Below are 20,767 nucleotides of genomic sequence, written 5' to 3' on the forward strand. Positions count from 1 at the left end.
TCATAGCATAAGGGTCCACTCGTGAAAATTAAGGAATACTTATAGCGGAGTATAAACTTTGGTTATTACAGTTTTATCATCAGATGATTCTTCTCAAGATCGTAGTAGAGAGTACAATCCAGATCCTTCATATCATATACGCTTACAATGCCGCGTTCTGATTCACTTTCAGTAAACTCCGATGTGATATCTTTGCCCTTCTTAAAGCTCTCAGGTGCAAATACTTTTGTCTTCTCTCCTGAGAAAACCGCAGTATAGAGAATGTCCGCTTCCACAAGATCCTGGAAGATATGGCTTCCGTATGACAGCTCGGGATTGTATCCTGCTTCCTTTTCCTCAACCTCGCATACGGCTTCAAACTCACTAATATCCGCAAAGGTAGTGGGAACGCCAAGCTCCGGTGAAGATGTGCCGATACGTCCGGGAACTATGAGCATCATGTGTCTTCCTTTATCTCTGTAGGTCCAATTGACCTTTCCGATAATACTAGCGATACCGGGCTTATCCGCATATGGCATGTTGTAATAAGCCTTGGGATCAACGTATACGATAAGATCTACAGGAACACTTCTTGAAAGGCCCATCGAAGAATCCAATGTTTCCATCAAAATATTCTCGGCAGGTACATTCTCAGGAATCGTTACGCTGCCTGTATCCTTGGACACCTGTAGCGGTCTGCACTGCAAAAGATTTATCGAATACTCTCCGGTTTCCGACAAATTGATCGTAAATTCTATATCAACGGGATGCTCATACTCCTCATGAATGCAATGCATCATCCGCTGCATTCTTTTCATTATCTCTTCTTTTTTGACTAGTCCCTTACAGGAAATAAATCTTACATCACGGATTATTCCGCGCTCTTTTAATGAATCCTCAACCTCGTAGTCGTGCTCAAGAAGTGTATTTACAAGATACATCGGAAGCTTCTTCTCAAGGTCTCTAAGTTCAAGGCGCTTTAGCTCATGCTCTGTTACATCCATTACTTCCACAGCTCTTTGTGAGAACTGATGCTTTTCCGCGATTGTAACGCACGAAGTTGCCTCAGGCATATCAAGACTTACAAGACGTGGATATGAGCCCATCGTCCTGTCTACAGCCGATGTTCCAAGTCCCATGACAAGTCTGAGCATTCCCGCCTTAGGATCTATTCCGGACAGAAATTTGTACGGGCTGTATGAATAGCCAACACCTGCCGCGCAGGGCATATAGTACTGTCCGTAGTATGAGCCCGAAACCCTTTGAACAAGTAGCGCCATCTGCTCATCTCTTTTATCCAGACCTCTTCTCTTACGATAATCAAGTGCGGAAAGACTCATAGTACTTGCATAGACCGTTCTTATGGCGTTCTCAAACTCTTCAAGTCTCTCTTCAAGCGTTCCTCTGTTGGCGCAAAATACCGACTCATACTTTCCCGCAAAGGCATTGCCAAAGCCGTCTTCCAGGATACTGCTCGAGCGGACAATAAAAGGATCTTGTCCGTAGTATTCAAGGATGTGCTTTAGCTGCGTTTTGAAATCCTCCGCAAATACGCCGGATCTTAATTTATCCGCAAACTCTTCCGCAAGGGAAAAATACTCCTCTTCCGTTCTCTGGCGAACTCTGATATCCCAGAAATCGTTGTCCACTATGTACGTGTAATAGATATCGGATCCAAGGAAAAAGGAATCATGTGGCTCCAATATCTCGTTTATCTCAGGCTCGGTATTTCTGATGATAGCTCTGGCAAGAAGCATACCGCAGGCTTTTCCGCCGATAAGACCTGTGCCTATCATATGGCTCCTGACATTGAAATAGTCCTCGGGTCTAAAGTGCTTTTTTACCATGGTTCTCATCTTGTCATCTCTGGTCATCATGACCTTGCACATGATGTCACAGGGTTCTTCCATATCCATGTGGCTGTCATATTGGAACTTCGCCGTATTAAAAAACTTATCCCAGAAATCAACATATTGATCTTCACCGGGGCGCTGGAAATTGTCCAGTAGCTGGTAAAAGCGGCTACTTTGAACTCCGTCTAAGATCGGTCTGAAATAGCCGTCCTCCTTCCTGTAAATATGCGGAAGGAACATGGTCTCCGAATCACGGTTCCAGACTTTTTCGGGACGGACATATACATTTTTTGAATCGGAATACACATCAAGAAACAGCTGTGTTGTGTTAAGGATCTTATTTATTGAATGGAAAGAATGCTTTCCTCTGATTATAGGGAAAAAAGCGACTGTATCAAGAATAAAAAGAAACGGACAGGTAACTCTGAAAAAATTGCCCATCATAAGGTCTGTTGCCCACGCGATCTGAAGCTCCGACAGGCAATCGAAAACATAGAAGGCATCCTTACCCTCTTTTTCTATAACATTATGGATCTCAACGGTGAAGGTCTCAAATCGGTGAGACAGCGGAACCTGCACAGTCTTAACTTCAGGGCAGTCCTCCACAAGAGGCTCGTGGGTTGCAAAACGAAAATAGATAATGTTCCTCTTATCTTTTTTGGCCTGCTCAATATACGGGTCAACGAATAGCTTGAACTCGGACAGTTCCGAAACTCTGAAAACAACGTTATCTCCAAGCCTGATATTATCAAGCGCTTCATCCATCTCGGGTATGCCGGACATTACTCTGTCAAATGCTGCCATAGATAGTACCTCCGCTCATATAACCTAAGCTCCCGTGAATTTATACCAAGGATGCGGTATAAACTCAGTTAATCAACTCCCGCAAAGTCTTGTATTTACAGGCTTTGCGCCCACAATATATTGTATCAAAATAGCTCATTTTGCTTGCGTTTCTAACAATTCCTTGGTATAATTATACCAAGGAGGGATTGATATGGAACTGAAGATTAACGAACCCTGGATCACAAGCAAAGTAAGGTGTCAGAACGGTTACGCCTATATCGACAAGCCTTTTTGGAACGCTGAAAAACAGTGTGCTGATCATAAACGTGAGTACATAGGCAAGTATGATGGAAAAACATTTACTCCTAACAAAACATTCCATAGGCTTAAGGCTGAGTATGAACAGAGCCTCACATCACCTAAGACCGGTCCGGTTCCTACTGACATCTGTCTACGTCAGTTCTATGGATCCACATATCTTCTGAATGAGATATGTAGTAAGACTGGCATTGCAGCTGACCTTGGTAAATGCTTTGGTGACCTCGCTCCGCAGATCCTGTCTCTGGCCTATTATCTTGTTCTTGAGGAAGGTCAGCCTATGTACAGGTTCCATAAATGGGGCATAACTCACAGGCATCCATATGGCAAGGACATCCCTTCACAGAGAAGCAGCGAACTTTTCGGTCTCATAACTGAAGAGACCAAGATGGATTATTTCAAGTACCAGGCCAAACGCCACGGCATGAACGAATACCTTGCTTTTGATACAACATCTATCTCTTCATACTCAACCCTGATAAAGCAGGCCAAGTATGGAAAGAACAAAGAAGGCGACTCACTTCCGCAGATAAATCTTGCGCTCCTTTATGGAGAGGAATCAATGCTTCCTGTATACTACAGAAAGCTTGCAGGCAACATCACGGATGTTAAGACTATAGAGAATCTCATTAAGGATGTTGATTTCCTCAAACTTGACAAGCTCAAGCTTGTCATGGACAGAGGTTTCTACAGCGAGAAGAATATCAACGACCTCATGAAGCACCACCACAAGTTCCTTATCGGAGCAAAGCTGTCACTGAGCAAAGTAAGCGACAGGCTTGATAAGATCCGTGCGGATTTTGTTACCCGCTATAACTATAATTCTGAGTTAAAACTATATGTCATGTCATTTACAGAAGAGTGGACCTATACAGAAGAAAAGGTCCGCAGCGGAGAGATAATCACTGATAAAAAGCGTATATATCTCCACTTCTACTATAATGACCAGAAAGCTACTGATGACAAGACGAGGTTCAATGCTATGCTTGACCGTCTTGAAAACAACCTGGTAAACGGAACTCCTGATCCTGCTGATGAAAAGCTCTATCAGAAGTACTTTACAATACATGAGACACCTGTAAGGGGCAAAGTCTACAGTTTCAAGGAAGATGCAATCCGCAAGGCTGAGAAGAACTACGGATACTTTGCTCTTATGACCAACGGAATCAAGGACCCGGTGGAAGCTCTGCGCATATACCGCCTCAAGGATCTCATTGAAAAGTCCTTCGGAAACCTTAAGGAACGTCTTTCTATGAGACGCATGTCTGTTGCATCTGAAGAGAACTTTGAAGGCAAGCTGTTTATACAGTTTGTAGCGCTTCAAATGGTGTCTTATATCAAAAAGCAGATGGATGATAACGGCCTGTTCAGTAACTATACGATACAGTCGCTGCTTGATGAACTGGATACCATTGAGTATTACCAGCAACCCGGTAAGGCTCATCATCTATCTGAGATAACAGCAAAACAGCGTGAGCTCTATGAGCTCATGGGAGTCGATGTCCCGACATGATCAACCCTTGGTATAAAATGACGGGACTTTAGGATATAATTGAAATAAAAAGTTCCAAAAGAAAAAGGCAAAGACCACCAATTTCTTGGCGCCTTTGCCTCTGATATCATTATATTCCCATAATACATTTAGCGCTATATCAAACTTTTTTTATTATTTTAATAACAGCAGTCTCCGCATAAGTAATGGGGTTGGAATGCATAAAAAACAATATTCCGTCTGTAGGAGCGTACAAGGTCTCCATTACTCTTCCGTCATACGGATCTATTATTTCCGCCAGAGATGTCCCTTCCTTTATATGCTCCCCTACCTTGACGAGCGGTTCAAATATTCCGGATTTTGCAGTTCGAACACTGATCAGATCTTTATCGCTTATTATTCTCGTCGGATGTTCACCTCGCTCATGATATTTTACAAACCCATGGCTGTTGCAAAATCTTAGTATTGATAAGACCGCTTGTCCTGCACTGTTCTTATCAATTCTGCTCGTAGTCGAAGTATATAAACTGTAGGCTTTCGTATTCCAAACCTGCCAGTTGTAATTAAGTGTTGCTGTATCATATGGTCTTACAGTTCTTTTTACAACATAAGGAAGGCCAAATTCCTCAGCCGTTTTAATATCTGAATATCCTTCATCCATCATCCTGACATGCGGAACAAATTCTCCCGGCATATAAAATGACGTAAACTGTATTCCATATTTATAATCTTTTATTTTGGAAAAAATACCATCAGCAATCCTCTGTGTTGTTTCTCCGAGATTAAATCCCGGAAACATTCTGTTGATATCCGTATTATCAATCGGCCAAAATCTCTTTTGAATATTCAGGGAATACGGATTGCAGCACGGAATAATCAGTATTTTAATATTGGAGGCAATCCTACCTTCTTCCTCTAACTGTTTGAATTTCTTCACAAGCTGTGAACAACAGTATAATTGCTGAACTTCATTCCCCCTCATGCTTCCGACTATGCACAACGCTTTCTTTCCTTTGCCGAATTCAAAACCTGTTATCCTAAAACTATCTCTATATAAACCTTTTATTTCATAAATTATCTTCTTTTTCATACTGCCACGACTTCCTCTTTCAAAAGTCTTCCGATAAGCGATCCCTCATCAACTATGGGATAATCTCTAATAGTGAATAAAATTCCATCTATAGGGCTAATAACATTTTCAAGCACTTTCCCTGAAAGCGGATCAATGATGCGTCCTATAATATCTCCCTTTTTTAATCTCTCCCAATGCTTTACACCGGGAATAAACAATCCTCCCGATGCAGCATTAAGAAAGCATACATCATCAGCCTTCTTCGAAACTATAGCCTTTCTGGATGCTCTTACTTTTCCTTTCCATATACCTATAGACTTCATAAGATTCAAGATACCCTCTACAAGTTGATCTCCGTATTCCTTTGTTATTCGCATTCCCACGCCCATCTCAACAACAAGACAGGGCGTTCCCGTACTGTTTAAGCTATATGCAAGCGTTGATTCCAAAACAGTACTTGCACCATGAACCCAAATAAAATCCACATTACACTGCTGCGCAAGAGGAATCAGTTCTTTCTCATGAAGTTCATTTATTCTTATCTGTGGTATCTCGGTTAAATATATATTACTTGCGTGTATGTCAAGTACAACATCTGACCCTGAAATATCCTTTATTATATTTGCCGCCAGTGATTCAGTCATATTACCGTCTGCATTACCCGGAAAGATTCTGTTCATATCAAGATCAAACGCCGGTATTCCACGCGTGATTGAGTCTATTCCAAGTGGATTCATTGCCGGATATATATCAACTACACCGTTCAGGCATTCCTTTTTTTCTTCAATACGCCTTGCCAGCTCAAAGCAAACATATTGTCCCTCGAGTTCATCACCGTGAACTCCGGTTACAATACTTATGCGTTTCATGCCTTCTTTTTTATCATCGGGTTCTATACGTCTTTTCTTAATTCTCAACACTTCATCAACAGGTAATAGAACCTCTGCTACAGTCTTTATCATTAGAACAATACTCCACTGCTTATAATACTTTTCTCGGGGCTTATCTCCTCAACACTAACAAAAACTGCCTGTGTCTGATCGCCGCCTCCATGCATAATTCCTCTGTTTATCTGACATTCTGTGGCGTCTCTACCGCATCCAAGCTTAATATGTGAATCCAAAACAATGCAATTGTTGGTAGGATCAAAACCAAACCATTTTCCTTCATTGATGACTTCTACCCATGCATGCGATTCGCCTTCACCTATGATCAACCCAGTAACATAAATGTCTGCGGAAGCACTATGTACCACATTATCTGGAGCATCGAAAACCCTTGTGAATGTCCGGCTTCAATCTGTCCGGGTGCCACCGAATTAAGTCCACCTCTTACTATCTCCGCTATAACACCGGACGTATACAGGATAAGTGCGACTGCTGCCTTGAAAAGAAGCTTGTTATTTACGGAAGACAATCCGAACATCTGCTTATCAACAAAGCCGGGAGTCGGGCAAAAAACAACGCATATAAATATCCAGAATAAAAGCGGTGTGTTCCTGAACATCTCTATGTAGATGGCTGATGCAGCCTTAAATATCCTGCTCTTTTTACTTACGCAGTAGTTTCTCATCAAGGCAAGCACTGTTCCTATTGCTATGCTGAAAAGAACCGCGGCAACCGATATGATCATGGTAAAAAGAACTCCTTGCAGTATGAACTTTATTATTGCCGGGTCTTTTAACATCGAAAGACTGTTTCCCAATGTACTCATATCATGCCTCCTTAGGTCTTCCGTTTTGGAACACTTTGCTGTCTCTCTTTTTAAGTGATGACTCCCACATTGAAGCAAAAGTTGATAACGGGAAGCATATCAAAAAGAAGATCACTCCACAGACGATATATGCGGGAGCATAGGAACCGCCTGTGTTTTCACCTGTTACAAAACTGTATGTCAAAGATAACAGATCCGCACCTCCTACAATGTATAAACATGATGTGTTTTTTATCATATTGACTATCACGTTGGTCATTGGCGGTAAAATCACCTTGATACTCTGAGGGATTATGATGTAGAACATCCTCTCCGCATATCCAAAGCCCTGAGCCTGCGCCGCTTCAAACTGACCCTTGGGAACCGATTCGATTCCCGCTCTTATTACCTCTGCCATATATGCACCTGTATAAATTCCAAGTGCCAAAAAGCCTGTAACTATGATTCCGGGGCTGTGTCCGGAAAAAGCCAGTGCGTAATATAAAAAGCACATTTGAAGAAGAATCGGTGTGTTCTGTATTACCTCAACGTATATTCTGCTTATTGTCCTTAGAACTTTTTTACCGCTTGTAGCCATAAGTCCGAAAACAATACCAAGTACAAGAGCTATCAAAAGAGCTACCAAGGCAGTTTTCAGAGTATTGGCAAAACCAAGTAAAAATGTTCCTCTATATGTCCATATTTTGTTCCATGCTCTTGGAGATAATAATCCTGACATCACCGGTCCTCCGCTATCCTTACTTAATCAAGTCCGTTATCTTTTATAAGCTTATCAATCGTTCCGTCGCTTAAGCTTGCGGAAACGAGTTCCTCTGCAACCTTTGAAAGTCCGGAACCTTTTGTTGTTGCAATGCCGTACTCCTGAGGAGCAAACTCTGCATCGATGTATGATCTTCCCTCTGTCTTGTAGATAGCAAGAATTGACTTATCTACGCAGAACGCATCAACCTCACCAGCGCTAAGAGCAGTGGAAATTGTCGGATAATCATCGTACTGTCTGAACTTAATACCTGTAGTCCATGTTGCGGGATCAAAGCTCTCTTCATCAAAACCGTCTCCGCTTATCAGGCCTTTTTCGATCATAGCTTTTACAAGTGACTTGGCTGATGTCGATCCGGATGAAACACCGACAGTAGCATCAACAAGATCGTCAAGCGTCTTAATTCCCTTGGAATCTTCAACAAGAACGCTTACATAGTCTGTGTAGTAGGGAGTCGTGAAATCCCAGCTTTCTTTTCTCTCATCGGTTATTGTAAATGTCGCAAGTACGCAGTCGATATCGCCCGAATCAAGAAGCTCTGTTCTTGTAGCTGCGGTAACGGCTGTAAACTCAATGCCGACTCCAAGCTTATCCGCAAGTGCTTTGGCAAGTTCGATCTCAAGTCCCGTATACTCACCTGTAAGAGGATCTTCGAAGCCAAATCCCATAACGGCATTCTTAACTCCGACCTTTAATACTCCTCTGTCCTTAATAGCCTGTACATCTTCAGAAGCAGGCGCTGCGATTGAATCCTCGGACGCTGCAACGACTATAGTATCTGTTGAATCCGCCGATGCCGTACTTTCAGGTGCTGCGCTTCCGCACGCTACCAGCATGGCGCTCATCACTCCCGCCATTATTGCACTCAAAACCTTCTTTTTCATAATATTGTTCCTCCTATCTATTACCTGATTATCTTTCCCAAGAACTGTTTTACTCTTTCGCTCTCAGGATTATTGAAAAAGTGCTCCGGAGTACCGGACTCGATTATCTGTCCGTCCTCCATGAAGATCACTCTGTCAGCAACTTGTTTTGCAAATCCCATCTCGTGGGTAACGACCACCATCGTTATATTTTCTTTTGCAAGCTTGATCATTACGTCAAGAACTTCCTGAATTGTCTCGGGATCAAGCGCCGATGTCGGTTCATCAAAAAGAATTATCTTACTCTGCGAACAAAGTGCTCTGGCAATCGCTATTCTCTGCTGCTGTCCGCCCGAAAGAGTTGTGGGATAAACATCCGCTTTGTCACTTAGCCCAACAATATCAAGATAGTGATAAGCAAGTTCCTCCGCTTCTTTCTTGGGCTTATGCTGCAGCTTTATGGGCCCGATCGTGAGATTTTTAAGTACTGTCATGTGGGGATACAGATTAAACTGCTGAAATACCATCGAAGTGTTATCCCTTATGACCTTGGTCTTATTCTTGGTCGTAAGCTCCGTCCCGTTAATGTAAACGTGTCCGCTGCTTGGAACCTCAAGAAAATTCATACACCGAACGGTTGTCGATTTGCCGGAACCGGAAGGACCGATTATTACAAGCTTTTCTCCCTCCTCGACTTCAAGATTCACGTCTTTAAGAACGTGCAGGTCTCCAAAGTTTTTATTTACATTTTCAAGCTTGATCATTGCCATAAGCTGTTGCCTTTCTTTCCCAAATGCAAAGAAGGCGCTCCGGTATCAAACCGAAACGCCATTGTTTCAATGCATCTGTATTAGGATGAGTATGAATAAGAATAACAGTGAAAGGCGCTCTGAAACACTAAGTGAATCAAAACGCCTTTGTTTGTATACAAGTATACATTGAAGTTTCTTTTTGTCAACTCTCTTTTTAAAAAAATTTTTTTGATTGCGCCACCTTACTCAGTCCTTAAAGGTTCTAAGCTCCGAATAAGCCAGCGGAACAGCGATAAGTGTAGATAATATATCTGCACACGACTGTGTGATCTCAACTCCGGTGATCCCAAATAATCTGGGGAGCAAAAGAATGAGCGGGATAAAGCAGATACCGTTTCTGGCGGATGCTGTGATCGAAGCCTTAACACCTTTTCCGATCGACTGAAGCATCATGTTGCTGATAACGATGGGACCTGATAAGAACAGTGTGATGCACTGGAATCTGAGTGCTTTGATTCCAACCTCAACCGCTGCATGATCCTTAGAAAAAAGAGCTATCAGATTCGGGGCGAAATAGTAGCAGACCGCGCCGATACCGATGAGGAAAAGCGTCGAGTACTTTACGCAGAAATTAAAGCCGTCTTTTACTCTCTTCAAAAGCCCCGCGCCGTAGTTAAACGAGCATACAGGCTGATAACCCTGACCGAATCCTATAAGCGCAGAAGCCATGAGCATCATGATCCTTGTCGCAACGCTCATTCCGGCAATCGCAGCGTCTGAGCCGATCGCACCTGCTGTTCTGTTAAGAAGGAGGGTTGCGATAGCAGCAAGGCCCTGCCTGAATAAAGACGGTATTCCTCCGTTTACTATCTCAAGAAGATAATGGCCGTTAAGCCTTACATTTTTGATACTGAGTTTTATATTCTCGCCCTTTGTCGTTCCGATAAGAAGAACAACAAAGCTTGTTATCTGTCCCATTACGGTCGCGATAGCGGCTCCCGTAACCTGCATGTGGAACCCCATGATAAGAAGCGGATCGAGAACCATATTCATGACCGCTCCGCTCATAAGTCCTATCATCGCATAGTATGCGCTTCCCTGGAATCTGAGCTGATTATTTATAACAAACTGAGCCATCATAAAAGGTGCGCCCAAAAGAATTATTCGCATGTAATCTTTGGTGAAGGCAAGACTCTGCGCGCTCTTTGCTCCGAGTGCGCTTGCAATATCAGTCAAAAAAACATTTCCGACTATCGCAAAGATAACGCCCAGGATTATAGCTAATGCAAAACCGGTTGAAGCCATCTCGTCGGCTTCTTTATAATTCTCGGCGCCCAGCATTCTGGAAAGATAATTACCCGAACCGTGTCCGCAAAAGAAACCCGTTGCCTGAATAAGCGCCATAACCGTAAATACAAGTCCTACTGCCGCAGTCGCCGCCGTGTTTACCGTAGGATCGTTTGATACCCTCGCCACGAAAAAAGTGTCCGCGGTATTATAGATTCCCGTAACCAGCATGCTCATGATCGTAGGAAAAGCCAGCGTCATGATAAGCTTTGGAATGGGAGTGGTAGTAAGATATTCTCTTCTGTTCTGTGTTGCCATTTTAATGCCTCGTATAATAATGATGTTCCGCTCTATTACTTGAGCTCATCAAATTTAGCTTTCATAGTGGGATTGCCCCTTGTAAGCTTTTTGATACTGATATCTTCAACTTTATTATTGGCAATCCTAAGCTGATTGTCCGAACCAATAAGTTCTTTTTTCACCTTTTCAAGATGAAGAATTGTCTTATCAATCTCTTCAATCGCCTTATCAAAATGATTTTTGGCATGCGTATAATTTTTAGCAAAATCATCCTTGAACTTCATTAGGCTGTCTTCGAAATTGGAGATATCAATGTCCTGATTGCGGACCATTGCAAGCTCCTGCTTGTATTCCAGCGCGCCGAGCGCAGCATTTCTAAGAAGCGTGATTATAGGAATGAAGCACTGCGGTCTTACAACATACATCTTGTCGAATTTATAAGAGACATCGACGATTCCTGCATTGTAGAGCTCGCTGTCACTCTCAAGAAGTGATACGAGAACCGCATATTCGCACTTCTTCTCATTGCGGTCCTTATCAAGCTCCTTGAAGAAATCTTCGTTTTTGTGCTTGGTCGCAGTCTCATCCATTTCGTTTTTCATTTCGAACATAATGGAAATGATCTCGACACCGTTCTCATCGCACTCTCTGTAAATGTAATCACCTTTACTTCCGCTTCTTGCATCATTATCTTTTTCAAAATATGCATTCTTAAAAGCGGTGGCTCTGAGCTGATTGAACTGTATTTCACAGTGCTGCTCAAGCGTTTCGCCGACCATCTTAGTGGACATCTTGGTCTTTAAGTCCTTATAGAACTCAACTTCTTTTTCCTTCTGTTCCAAGAGGATCTTTCCTTTTTCTTTTTCCTGCAAAAGAGCATTCTCAAGCTCGTGCTTTTCATCGTTAAGCGCCGCAGCAAGCTTATTCTTCTCGCTCTCAACCTTATTGACGGCTTCAAGAACCGCAAGTTTAGTTTTATCTTCGGCTCCTTTTATTTCCATAGAAAGAAGGCTCTTTTCCTCAAGAGCCTTGTTAAGCTTGGCCTGAAGGTCTTCAAGTTCCTTCCTGTGATCCTCTTTTTCTTTTTCATACTGAGACCTGCTCTTAAGGATTATCTCATTCTCCTTTGCAGCAAGCTCAAGCTCGTGTTTTTCTTTATAATGCTTCTCAAGCTCCGAAACGCGGCTCGAAAGATCTTTTTCGAACTCCTTGTCTCTGATCTGCTTCATTATGGAGCCAAGCTCCGTATCATCAACCGTAAACGCCTGTCCGCAGTGCGGGCACTTAAGTTCCGCCATATCGCCCCTCCATTTTTCAGGTCCAAAAATCATCGGGATTTTTACCTACTATTCAATAATAGTTTGTATATGGAAAAAGGTCAAAATGTTTAGTATCAAACATTCTGACCTTCGTAAATATCTATTATATCTGCATAGCCTCTATCTTTTCGCTGATAGCCTCGGCAAGCGCCTCATGTCCTCTCTCATCTAGGTGCTCGTCGTCGCGTTTGCTCGCCTTGGCGTATGAAGAAGCGGCGAGGAATCTGTTTCCTCTTCTTTCCGCGATACGTCTGTAGGTATCTGCAAGTTCTTTGCTCCTTGTTACGGAAGCGGTGTCAAACTCGGGATCTTTGCTTGGCTTCCAGACATCATCTCCAAGGTAAATAGGCGATACAACAAGTACCTTCTCCGGAGATACGTACTTCTCAATCTCTTCGATGCAGCGCTCAAGGCCTTTTCCGATTATATGAGGATTGGCGTTGTAGTATGCTTTGCAGTCATTGGTGCCCAGCATGATAATTACGCCGTCAAGCGGTGAAGCACTTTCCAATATAAGAGGAAGTGTATCGACACCTTTTCTGAAAGGTCTTATCTCATCCTCAAATACGGTTGTTCTTCCGCAGAGTCCTTCTTCTATTATCTTTGTGTCATCAAGTTTATTTTGAACAAGGCCCGTCCATCTGACTTCGCCGGGGTATCTTTCTTTTGTTCCGGGGATAAGTCCCCATGTATTTGAATCACCGAATGCAAGTATGTTTTTCATAGCTTTTCTCTCCTTTGATGATTCTATTATGAATTGCTTTTTTCAAAATGTATAATATTGACAACTTATAGGTAGAGATAACCATTTCATATTACACAATTTCGTAATACAATAGTAAATGGTCAAAAACGAGGAACGTCTGTGAAAACAGAGCAATCCATCGTATTAGGTATGATTTTTAAAGTATTTGGGAAAGGTTGATCAACATGAGAGACAAACTTAAACTCATCCAAGAATGTATGGACAGAGCAGTATATAAACAGGAGGTTGCCGGAGTCGTTGCACTCGAGGTAAAAGAGGGTAAAGAAGTCCTCTTTGCAAAGAGCGGCTTTGCGGATATCAAAAACGGTATTCCCATAAGCCGAGACACCATTTTCAGACTCTATTCGCAGTCCAAACCCATTACTGCAGCCGCAGCCATGATGCTCGTTGAAGACGGAATCATCGACCTTGGCGAGCCGGTAGGAAACTACATCGACAGCTTCAATAATCAGACTTATCTTTCAAAAGGTAAGGTACATAAGGTTCCCGTTGATAAAAAAATGAGAATCCGCGACCTTATGAACATGACTTCGGGACTTGTATATCCCGGAATCGGCACTCCTACCGAGGTTTCTGTAGGACGCCTTATGAACGGAATGGAAAAGAGACTTGGCACCGACAAGATGGTGTCAACTATGGAATTTGCTGAAAAGATCGGAAAAATCCCGCTTAACTTCCTCCCCGGAAGCCACTTCCAGTACGGAACAAGCGCAGATGTTCTCGGAGCCGTTATTGAAAAAGCCTCCGGAATGACATTCGGAGACTTTGTAAGAGCAAGAATCCTTGATCCTCTCAGAATGAAAGATACCGATTTCTATGTTCCGGACAGCAAAAAAGACCGTCTTTCAAAAGCATATAAAAATGTAAAAGGCAGACTTGTCGAATATCACGGTGACAGACTTGTAATCAGAAACGACGGTGGTCTTAACCCGTTTGAATCGGGCGGAGCAGGTCTTTTCTCTACTGTTGATGATTACGCACGTTTCGGTCAGATGCTCCTTAACAACGGAAAATTTGGCAACAAACAGATTCTCACTCCAAACAGCATTAAATACCTTACTTCGGGAAGACTAAATAAAGATCAGCAGATCGATTTCGATAACTGGCAGGGGCTTGAGGGCTTTACATACGGCAATCTTATGCGAGTAATGGACGATCCTTCACAGGCTTCTATTATCGGAAGCAAAGGTGAATACGGATGGGACGGCTGGCTCGGCGCTTACTTTGTAAACGACCCGTCTACAAAAACCACATTCATCATGCTGGTACAGCGCTTTGACTATGGTACCGGCCCTCTTACAAGAAAACTTAGAAATATCATCTTTTCATAACATTATCTGAATCTAAATAGGGAGAAAATGCATGAAAAAGAGAGCCGCAAAAGAATGGATAATAAGAATCATACTTCTGATGATCGGGCTTATAATAGCCCACCTTGGTGTAACACTGTTTCTTTTGGTGGACCTTGGATCCGATCCTTTTAATGTCCTGATTCAGGGTATTTTCAGGCGCCTTGATTCCATAGGCTTAATCCCCGGACTTACGCACGGACGCGTCCATGTTGCGATAAGTCTTTTGATAATCTTCATCCTGCTTGCAGTTGACAGAAGTTACATAAAGATAGGAACTCTTTTATGCATGATATTCGGAGGCCCTATAATAGATTTCATTTCTCTTGTATTAAGTCCCATTATCGGCAAGGTTTCGGCCTTGCCGATAAGGATTATTATTCTTGCCCTCGGATGCATTATCCTTGCTTTCGGAATGACGATAGTAATAAAATCCGATGCCGGAACAGGCCCCAATGACCTTGTTGCCGTAGTAGTAAGCGATAAGACCAAGAAGAAATTCAGCATCATGAGGATCATAGTAGACAGCCTTTTTGTTATAGTAGGCTGGCTTCTTGACGGTACTTTCGGCATAGGTACGCTCATCTGCGCTGCCCTCGTCGGTCCGGTCGCCGGTTTCTTTATGCCTTTTAGTGAAAAAATATGTTCCAAAGCCGTGAGTGTGATATAATACCTAAAAACTAACGAAAGGCACCATCATGAATATAGGTATTGTATTTGGCTGCTTTATTCCCATGCACAAGGGGCATGAGTCACTTATTAAAACAGCTCTTTCGGAAAATGATAAAGTAATAATCGCCGTCTGCGGCTATCAAAATGACCGCGGACGCGATTTTCTTGACTTTAATACACGTATCAAACTCGTGACCAAGATGTTTGAAACACAAAAAGACAAAGTAATTATCGTACAGATTGATGATAAAAAGCTCGGTCTAGACGGAACCTTCACCCATGAAAACTGGGTGCTCTGGGGAGACGAGCTGTTCTCAAATGCAGGCATCAGCCCTGACAGCGCTACTTTTAACTGGTACACAGGTGAACCTTCTTATGTTGAGAAGCTCAGCGCAATTTACCCAACTCACAACTTTAAACTAGTGGATCGCACAATCATCAAGACTTCGGGAACTCAGATAAGAAAAAATCCGGGCATTCACGCAGACGATATAAACGAAACCTTCAGAGAATACTTATCCATTACAGGAAAACTATTATAAAACAGCATTTAAATGAGGAGAGAAAAAATGCAAAACATTATCAGCAGTCTACTTGAAACAGATCTTTACAAGTTTTCAATGGGACAGGCAATCTACCACAACTTCCCTGACTACACTACCACTTGGTCTTTTAAGTGTAGAAACAAGGATGTCTTTTTCACAGAAGAGATGGTCGAAGAAATCAAGCGTCAGATCCTTGCTTACTGCGACCTCACTTTTACTGAGGAAGAGCTCACATACCTTAAGGGTATCAAATGGATCAAGAAATCCTATGTAGATTTCCTTCGTCTTTGGCATCCGAGATACGAAGACTTTACTATCGGAACGAATGCGGAGTGCGGACTTACAATTGAGACCAACGGAACATGGCTCAACACTTCATTATATGAGATTCCCACACTTGCTATCGTTAACGAAGTTTATTTCAGGATGGCTTACGACTATGACGAGCTCATGGCTTCTTTTGAGCAGAAGCTTGATGAAAAGATCAAAGCCCTTACAGATAAGAAATATACCATCGGAGCTTTCAGTGAGTTTGGTCTCAGAAGAAGACTTTCCGCACAGGCTCAGGAGCTTGCTGTTATGAAGCTTAAGAACGCCGATCTCGGCGATTCAAAGTTTGTCGGAACTTCAAATGTTCTTTTGGCAAAAGAGCTTGGTGTTAATCCCGTAGGAACCATGGCACACGAGTGGATCATGTGCGTTGGTCAGGGTAATCACAAACATAACCCCGCATATTCCAACTGGTATGCGCTTGATTTTTGGGTAAAAGAATATGGAATACTCAACGGAACAGCCCTCACGGATGCGATCACAACAGACTGCTTCCTTCGTGACTTCCAGCTGACATATTCAACTCTTTTCTCAGGTGTTCGTCACGACAGCGGCGATCCGATCGAGTGGGGTGAAAAGATGATCGATCATTACAAGAGTCTTGGAATCGATCCAACAACAAAGACACTTCTCTTTAGTGACAGCCTCGATTTTGAGAGAGCAGACAAGATCTTTGCTCACTTTAACGGAAAGGCAAGAGTTGCGTTCGGAATCGGTACTTACATAGCAAACGACACCTTTGTTCCCGCACTCAACATTGTAATGAAGACAACCGCATGTAACGGTCAGGACGTTGCCAAGATTTCCGACGTTGAGGGAAAGGGCATGTGCAAGAATCCCGCATATGTTGATTACTTACAAAGATGTATTAACTGGAGAATGGAGCATGAAACGGTATGAGCGAATATAAAGAATTAGATCCCCAAAAAGAAATTGAGAATATTTGTAATTGGATAAAAGAATGGTTCGATAACAACGGCCCTAAGGCCAGCGCGGTCATCGGTCTTTCGGGCGGAAAAGATTCTACTATTGTTGCCGCTCTTCTTGTAAAAGCACTTGGAAAAGACAGAGTAGTCGGCGTTCTTATGCCAAACGGCGAGCAAAAGGATATCGAAGATTCCAAGCAGGTTGCCAAGCTTCTTGATATCAAGCACTACATTGTAAATATCAATCCCGCTGTGGAAGGCGAAAAGAAAGCTCTCGCCGAAGCAGGCGTAGAAATGGGAAATGATGCGATAATCAACACTCCTCCGAGAATAAGAATGGCTACTTTATATGCTATAGCGCAGTCACTTCCAAACGGAGGACGCGTTGCAAATACCTGCAATAAGTCTGAAGACTATGTAGGCTATTCCACAAAGTACGGCGACGCTGCCGGAGATTTCAGTCCCTGCGCAGACTTCCTTGTAACCGAAATGAGACAGATCGGTGATGCACTCGGTCTTCCCACGGAGCTCATTCACAAGACTCCTTCAGACGGACTCTGCGGTCTTTCTGATGAGGACAAGCTCGGCTTCACATATGACACACTCGATAAATACGTTATGACAGGCGAGTGCGAAGATCAAGCTACTAAGGAAAAGATCGATAGAATGCACAAGAACAACTTACATAAATTGCAGACTATACCGACATACTGTAAAAGCAAGTAATTCAACGTTCTGCAAATTCATGATATATTTAGCATGTCTATTTCAACAGATTTATAGATATTTCAATGACGTTTGAGAAAAGAAAAGCATGTACCTTAAGCCACTAAGCTAACGTACATGCTTTTATATCTGTTCATGATAGATATTTGACAGTCCTGCATAAAGAAAGAGAATCATATAACTTCTTTAAGCAATAAATCCAACTGTTTTGCATAAAAATAGTTTTCCTTAGCATCCATGCTATTTTCATAAAATAAAGCAACTATATGTTCATTATTGTCATATGTTATCACGCATTTTGATTTCCCCTGAGTCCATATTCTTGGCAAGATTTGTCCTTCCGTACTAGCAACTAGATTATCAACAGTCCCATAAATAATTAGCTGTTCAAACAAGTCATATGACTCAAGTTCTAAATCTCTTTTTATAATTTCAAAGCTTTTATTCGACAAATCAGCTCTAGCTACTATTGCAATATTATTTTTTTTGATAAATTCATTAATATTCATCATCCCTCCTAAAAGCCTGGATCAATCCATACTCCCGGCTCAACTTCTATTAATCTTTCTCCCTTTTCTCTCCAACTCTGAGTTATTTCATTTTTCCTTAATATATTCCCATTAGGTTCACTATTAAAAATAGACTTAGCAGGATGTCTGTTGGGAGGACCTGCTGATTCATAGCCCTCTTCTTTTTGCAATTATCAACAAACACCACCAAGTTCCTACCATTCAGGAGGATTCTTGATGGTGTCAAATAAAGCAGTCTCATTAAATATCATTTACAGGAATCTCATAAATCGATTTCACATTGCAATCTGTTGGAACTAATGCATAATACTGCTGATCGTTATCAAGGACGAAACTTACTACTTTCATCTTCTCATCTTTGTTCCAGTAGTTTTTCAGTTCTCCTTCATAATCCTCAAAGTCTTCTTTCCAGTCAATCTGAAGAATATATCTGAGCTCCACGAGTTCAAAAACAATCAGCATTCCAAGCATTTCTTCTTTCTTCCTATCTTCAGAAAACTCTTCGCATTCAAACCAAACTTCCCTAAGATTGTATTTACTCCAGAACTCATTATCGGAAATAGTACTATAATCGCTGATAAGCTCGTTTATTCTATCTTGGAAAATAGGAGGAACAATACCCTCAAGCTCTCTGTTGTTTGTTATTCCATTTGTTGCAACATCAAGATTGATTTCTTTCTTAACTGGCTTGATTATCTCTATACTATGAGCAGTAATCTCATCATTCTTATAATGAGCAAGATCATATGGATAATTCATATCATCCTTAAGTTCACTGTCATCAATCCCAAAAAGCTTTGAGATTGCTGCCGCTTCATAAGACCATAGCCCTCTGTAATCTGCCCAGTCTTTGGCAGCCTTAGGCCATCCCATGTCTGAATGGGCCTTAAGGTAATTTTTCATATAATCTTTAAGCATCTCTTTTGCTTTGGCTTTATCAGTTACAGCTACTTCACATATCGATGCTGCATTTTCATACGGTGACTCTCTGTAGAACTTTGTTGATCTGAATGATCTTTTTAGTCCGTAGCCTTCAGCAAGATAGCTTAATAGAATATCATCAATCTCATCCGTATCAAGCTTATCAACAAGTGGTTTTAACTTATCTTTGCCCAGTTCAAGCATTATTCCTAATGAGAAAAATCTCAAAAAGACGATATATCCTATATTTTTAAACTCAAGCTGCATCGCGTATTCAACAAACTTATCAAATAGTTCTTCATAGCTGATATCTACACGATCTAAAGAATACTGAGTATCAAGGATATCACGTAAATCTGTTACTATTATTTCTTTAAAACCATATATTACTTCGACATTTTTTTTTGGATGTCGCTGAATTCCATTCTTTTCACATTCTTCTAAATCGCATATCGCATTCTTAAGTTTTGTTATATGAGGTATACTTGTCTCTAAAACAATTTCCAGAAATTCCGAATCGCATCTTGTATCTCTCATTTATATCTCCTTTATGGCCATTTATCTGTTATCTTTCCCCATTTATCTAATTTATATGTTGTCACCTTTCCAGTTTCATCTACTTTTGATAATACTGAATCAACTTGTCCCATTTTATAAGCTTCCTGTATATCTTTTGCTTTTAACCAAGCTTCTTTTTTACTCATTCCACCTTTGACAAGCGAATCATATACTCTGCTCTTTCTAATATCTTCCTCTACTCCAAACAACCAAGATTCAGACATCTGCTTTCCGCTTTTTGTCATTCCAAGGTGACTTTTTCCGTATTTAGCCTCATTAAAAACATAACGGATTTTTGATTCCAAGTTTTTGTTTTCTAAAACATCATCAATTCCCTTCTGTATTTTTTCATCTAATCCTTCGGGAACTTTTCTTCCAACAGAATTAAGCTCATATCCTTTTTCTAATATCTCAGCACTTTCTGTAATGTTTTCGTGGGAATAGTGTTCACCAAAATTACATTTTTGAGTATTATTTGCTTCTTTCGGATTGAACTTCTCAAATGCATTTGCTACATCATCAGCTTTATCTACTACTTTCTCAACATCGTCAAGCTTATCAACAACTCTTTCTACATCATCGATCTTATCGGCTACTCTTTCGATATCATCTAATGAGTTTACTACGGTCTCAGTAGCTTCGCCTGCGACTTCTGCTCCTTTGGCGACTTCTCCGCCTTTTGAAGCTTCTCCGAATTCTCCTCCAACAACCATCGTTCCTATAGTTGTCAGAAGATAGCCTGCTGATTCATAGCCCTCTTCCACCGACATGGTGTTCACTTTATTTATGAATTCATCTTTTAGTATATTATAGAGGTTTACTACCTGTTTTCCTTTATCGCCTGCCCATGCAGCAAGGTCGTCCGGAAGGTTTGATGTACCGTTGTCCTTTATATAATTGGCCCCTTGCTCTATTGTACCACCTATTCCTTTTCCTATCTTTATTCCCAG

19 protein-coding genes and 1 pseudogene are annotated in these 20,767 nt (G+C 41.6%); 6 read left to right on the forward strand and 14 right to left on the reverse strand.

Translation table 11 applies throughout. The features are described from left to right. Positions 1–65: 65 nt before the first annotated feature. A complete protein-coding gene (locus BM377_RS04420; RefSeq protein WP_092244310.1) occupies positions 66–2,636 on the reverse strand; it encodes a PEP/pyruvate-binding domain-containing protein in 2,571 nt (856 codons plus the stop codon). 193 nt (positions 2,637–2,829) lie between these two features. Here BM377_RS04420 and BM377_RS04425 point away from each other — a divergent pair, with 193 nt between their 5' ends. Continuing rightward, entirely contained in the window at positions 2,830–4,449 is a 1,620-nt protein-coding gene (locus tag BM377_RS04425) for an IS1634 family transposase (RefSeq protein ID WP_092244312.1), read from the forward strand. Positions 4,450–4,588: 139 nt separating this feature from the next. Here BM377_RS04425 and BM377_RS04430 read toward each other — a convergent pair whose 3' ends face one another. The 10 genes from BM377_RS04430 to BM377_RS04475 all read right to left on the reverse strand — a co-directional run bounded on the left by BM377_RS04430 (position 4,589) and on the right by BM377_RS04475 (position 13,218). Next, complete coding sequence (locus tag BM377_RS04430; RefSeq protein ID WP_092244315.1) at positions 4,589–5,518, reverse strand: M14 family metallopeptidase; 930 nt, start codon at positions 5,516–5,518, stop codon at positions 4,589–4,591. Next, positions 5,515–6,462: a M14 family metallopeptidase gene (locus tag BM377_RS04435; RefSeq protein WP_092244318.1), complete on the reverse strand. Its 948-nt coding sequence runs from the start codon at positions 6,460–6,462 to the stop codon at positions 5,515–5,517. The genes BM377_RS04430 and BM377_RS04435 overlap by 4 nt, the downstream gene beginning before the upstream one ends. After that, positions 6,462–6,716 (reverse strand): transglutaminase family protein, encoded by a 255-nt coding sequence (locus BM377_RS04440; protein WP_092244321.1) that lies wholly within the window; start codon positions 6,714–6,716, stop codon positions 6,462–6,464. The genes BM377_RS04435 and BM377_RS04440 overlap by 1 nt, the downstream gene beginning before the upstream one ends. Then, positions 6,713–7,213: an ABC transporter permease subunit gene (locus BM377_RS04445; RefSeq protein ID WP_092244324.1), complete on the reverse strand. Its 501-nt coding sequence runs from the start codon at positions 7,211–7,213 to the stop codon at positions 6,713–6,715. Before BM377_RS04445 ends, BM377_RS04440 begins: the two co-directional genes overlap by 4 nt. Position 7,214: 1 nt before the next feature. After that, positions 7,215–7,931, reverse strand: coding sequence for an amino acid ABC transporter permease (locus BM377_RS04450; protein WP_092244327.1), 717 nt, complete (start codon positions 7,929–7,931; stop codon positions 7,215–7,217). 23 nt (positions 7,932–7,954) lie between these two features. Continuing rightward, positions 7,955–8,857, reverse strand: a complete 903-nt coding sequence (locus BM377_RS04455; protein ID WP_092244330.1) for a transporter substrate-binding domain-containing protein — start codon at positions 8,855–8,857, stop codon at positions 7,955–7,957. A gap of 20 nt (positions 8,858–8,877) precedes the next feature. Continuing rightward, the gene (locus BM377_RS04460) at positions 8,878–9,600 is read right to left on the reverse strand and encodes an amino acid ABC transporter ATP-binding protein (RefSeq protein ID WP_092244381.1); all 723 of its coding nucleotides are present in this window, start codon (positions 9,598–9,600) and stop codon (positions 8,878–8,880) included. A gap of 234 nt (positions 9,601–9,834) precedes the next feature. After that, entirely contained in the window at positions 9,835–11,193 is a 1,359-nt protein-coding gene (locus tag BM377_RS04465; RefSeq protein ID WP_092244333.1) for an MATE family efflux transporter, read from the reverse strand. A 35-nt stretch (positions 11,194–11,228) separates the two neighbouring features. After that, positions 11,229–12,473: a DUF2130 domain-containing protein gene (locus tag BM377_RS04470; RefSeq protein ID WP_092244336.1), complete on the reverse strand. Its 1,245-nt coding sequence runs from the start codon at positions 12,471–12,473 to the stop codon at positions 11,229–11,231. 124 nt (positions 12,474–12,597) lie between these two features. Further along, positions 12,598–13,218 carry a GDSL-type esterase/lipase family protein gene (locus BM377_RS04475; RefSeq protein ID WP_092244339.1) on the reverse strand — a complete coding sequence of 207 codons (621 nt, stop codon included), beginning with the start codon at positions 13,216–13,218 and terminating at the stop codon, positions 12,598–12,600. A 206-nt stretch (positions 13,219–13,424) separates the two neighbouring features. Here BM377_RS04475 and BM377_RS04480 point away from each other — a divergent pair, with 206 nt between their 5' ends. The 5 genes from BM377_RS04480 to nadE are packed head-to-tail and all read left to right on the forward strand — an operon-like array spanning position 13,425 to position 17,808. Beyond that, positions 13,425–14,591 (forward strand): serine hydrolase domain-containing protein, encoded by a 1,167-nt coding sequence (locus BM377_RS04480; RefSeq protein WP_207646904.1) that lies wholly within the window; start codon positions 13,425–13,427, stop codon positions 14,589–14,591. A gap of 31 nt (positions 14,592–14,622) precedes the next feature. Beyond that, positions 14,623–15,279, forward strand: a complete 657-nt coding sequence (locus BM377_RS04485) for a YczE/YyaS/YitT family protein (RefSeq protein WP_092244342.1) — start codon at positions 14,623–14,625, stop codon at positions 15,277–15,279. 28 nt (positions 15,280–15,307) lie between these two features. Beyond that, positions 15,308–15,823, forward strand: coding sequence for an adenylyltransferase/cytidyltransferase family protein (locus BM377_RS04490; RefSeq protein WP_092244345.1), 516 nt, complete (start codon positions 15,308–15,310; stop codon positions 15,821–15,823). A 27-nt stretch (positions 15,824–15,850) separates the two neighbouring features. Then, positions 15,851–17,056: a nicotinate phosphoribosyltransferase gene (pncB, locus tag BM377_RS04495; RefSeq protein ID WP_242948089.1), complete on the forward strand. Its 1,206-nt coding sequence runs from the start codon at positions 15,851–15,853 to the stop codon at positions 17,054–17,056. Further along, a complete protein-coding gene (gene nadE, locus BM377_RS04500) occupies positions 17,053–17,808 on the forward strand; it encodes an NAD(+) synthase (RefSeq protein ID WP_092244351.1) in 756 nt (251 codons plus the stop codon). The genes pncB and nadE overlap by 4 nt, the downstream gene beginning before the upstream one ends. A gap of 173 nt (positions 17,809–17,981) precedes the next feature. Here the strand turns inward: nadE and BM377_RS04505 are convergent, their stop codons facing one another. The 3 genes and pseudogenes from BM377_RS04505 to BM377_RS16285 form a co-directional block, all read right to left on the reverse strand. Then, a complete protein-coding gene (locus BM377_RS04505; protein ID WP_092244354.1) occupies positions 17,982–18,317 on the reverse strand; it encodes a hypothetical protein in 336 nt (111 codons plus the stop codon). Positions 18,318–18,578: 261 nt separating this feature from the next. Then, positions 18,579–19,796 (reverse strand): PoNe immunity protein domain-containing protein, encoded by a 1,218-nt coding sequence (locus BM377_RS04510; RefSeq protein WP_092244357.1) that lies wholly within the window; start codon positions 19,794–19,796, stop codon positions 18,579–18,581. 11 nt (positions 19,797–19,807) lie between these two features. Beyond that, positions 19,808–20,767, reverse strand: a pseudogene (locus BM377_RS16285) (hypothetical protein); the annotation flags it as partial.

The organism is Butyrivibrio sp. INlla21, from assembly GCF_900116875.1.
Taxonomy (GTDB): Bacteria; Bacillota; Clostridia; order Lachnospirales; family Lachnospiraceae; genus Butyrivibrio.

Bases quoted from the DNA above. Each gene is read 5' to 3' on its own strand.
- BM377_RS04420 (WP_092244310.1), bottom strand. From the start codon at position 2,636: ATGGCAGCATTTGACAGAGTAATGTCCGGCATACCCGAGATGGATGAA.
- BM377_RS04425 (WP_092244312.1), top strand. From the start codon at position 2,830: ATGGAACTGAAGATTAACGAACCCTGGATCACAAGCAAAGTAAGGTGT.
- BM377_RS04430 (WP_092244315.1), bottom strand. From the start codon at position 5,518: ATGAAAAAGAAGATAATTTATGAAATAAAAGGTTTATATAGAGATAGT.
- BM377_RS04435 (WP_092244318.1), bottom strand. From the start codon at position 6,462: ATGATAAAGACTGTAGCAGAGGTTCTATTACCTGTTGATGAAGTGTTG.
- BM377_RS04445 (WP_092244324.1), bottom strand. From the start codon at position 7,213: ATGAGTACATTGGGAAACAGTCTTTCGATGTTAAAAGACCCGGCAATA.
- BM377_RS04450 (WP_092244327.1), bottom strand. From the start codon at position 7,931: ATGTCAGGATTATTATCTCCAAGAGCATGGAACAAAATATGGACATAT.
- BM377_RS04455 (WP_092244330.1), bottom strand. From the start codon at position 8,857: ATGAAAAAGAAGGTTTTGAGTGCAATAATGGCGGGAGTGATGAGCGCC.
- BM377_RS04460 (WP_092244381.1), bottom strand. From the start codon at position 9,600: ATGATCAAGCTTGAAAATGTAAATAAAAACTTTGGAGACCTGCACGTT.
- BM377_RS04465 (WP_092244333.1), bottom strand. From the start codon at position 11,193: ATGGCAACACAGAACAGAAGAGAATATCTTACTACCACTCCCATTCCA.
- BM377_RS04470 (WP_092244336.1), bottom strand. From the start codon at position 12,473: ATGGCGGAACTTAAGTGCCCGCACTGCGGACAGGCGTTTACGGTTGAT.
- BM377_RS04475 (WP_092244339.1), bottom strand. From the start codon at position 13,218: ATGAAAAACATACTTGCATTCGGTGATTCAAATACATGGGGACTTATC.
- BM377_RS04480 (WP_207646904.1), top strand. From the start codon at position 13,425: ATGAGAGACAAACTTAAACTCATCCAAGAATGTATGGACAGAGCAGTA.
- BM377_RS04485 (WP_092244342.1), top strand. From the start codon at position 14,623: ATGAAAAAGAGAGCCGCAAAAGAATGGATAATAAGAATCATACTTCTG.
- BM377_RS04490 (WP_092244345.1), top strand. From the start codon at position 15,308: ATGAATATAGGTATTGTATTTGGCTGCTTTATTCCCATGCACAAGGGG.
- pncB (WP_242948089.1), top strand. From the start codon at position 15,851: ATGCAAAACATTATCAGCAGTCTACTTGAAACAGATCTTTACAAGTTT.
- nadE (WP_092244351.1), top strand. From the start codon at position 17,053: ATGAGCGAATATAAAGAATTAGATCCCCAAAAAGAAATTGAGAATATT.
- BM377_RS04505 (WP_092244354.1), bottom strand. From the start codon at position 18,317: ATGAATATTAATGAATTTATCAAAAAAAATAATATTGCAATAGTAGCT.
- BM377_RS04510 (WP_092244357.1), bottom strand. From the start codon at position 19,796: ATGAGAGATACAAGATGCGATTCGGAATTTCTGGAAATTGTTTTAGAG.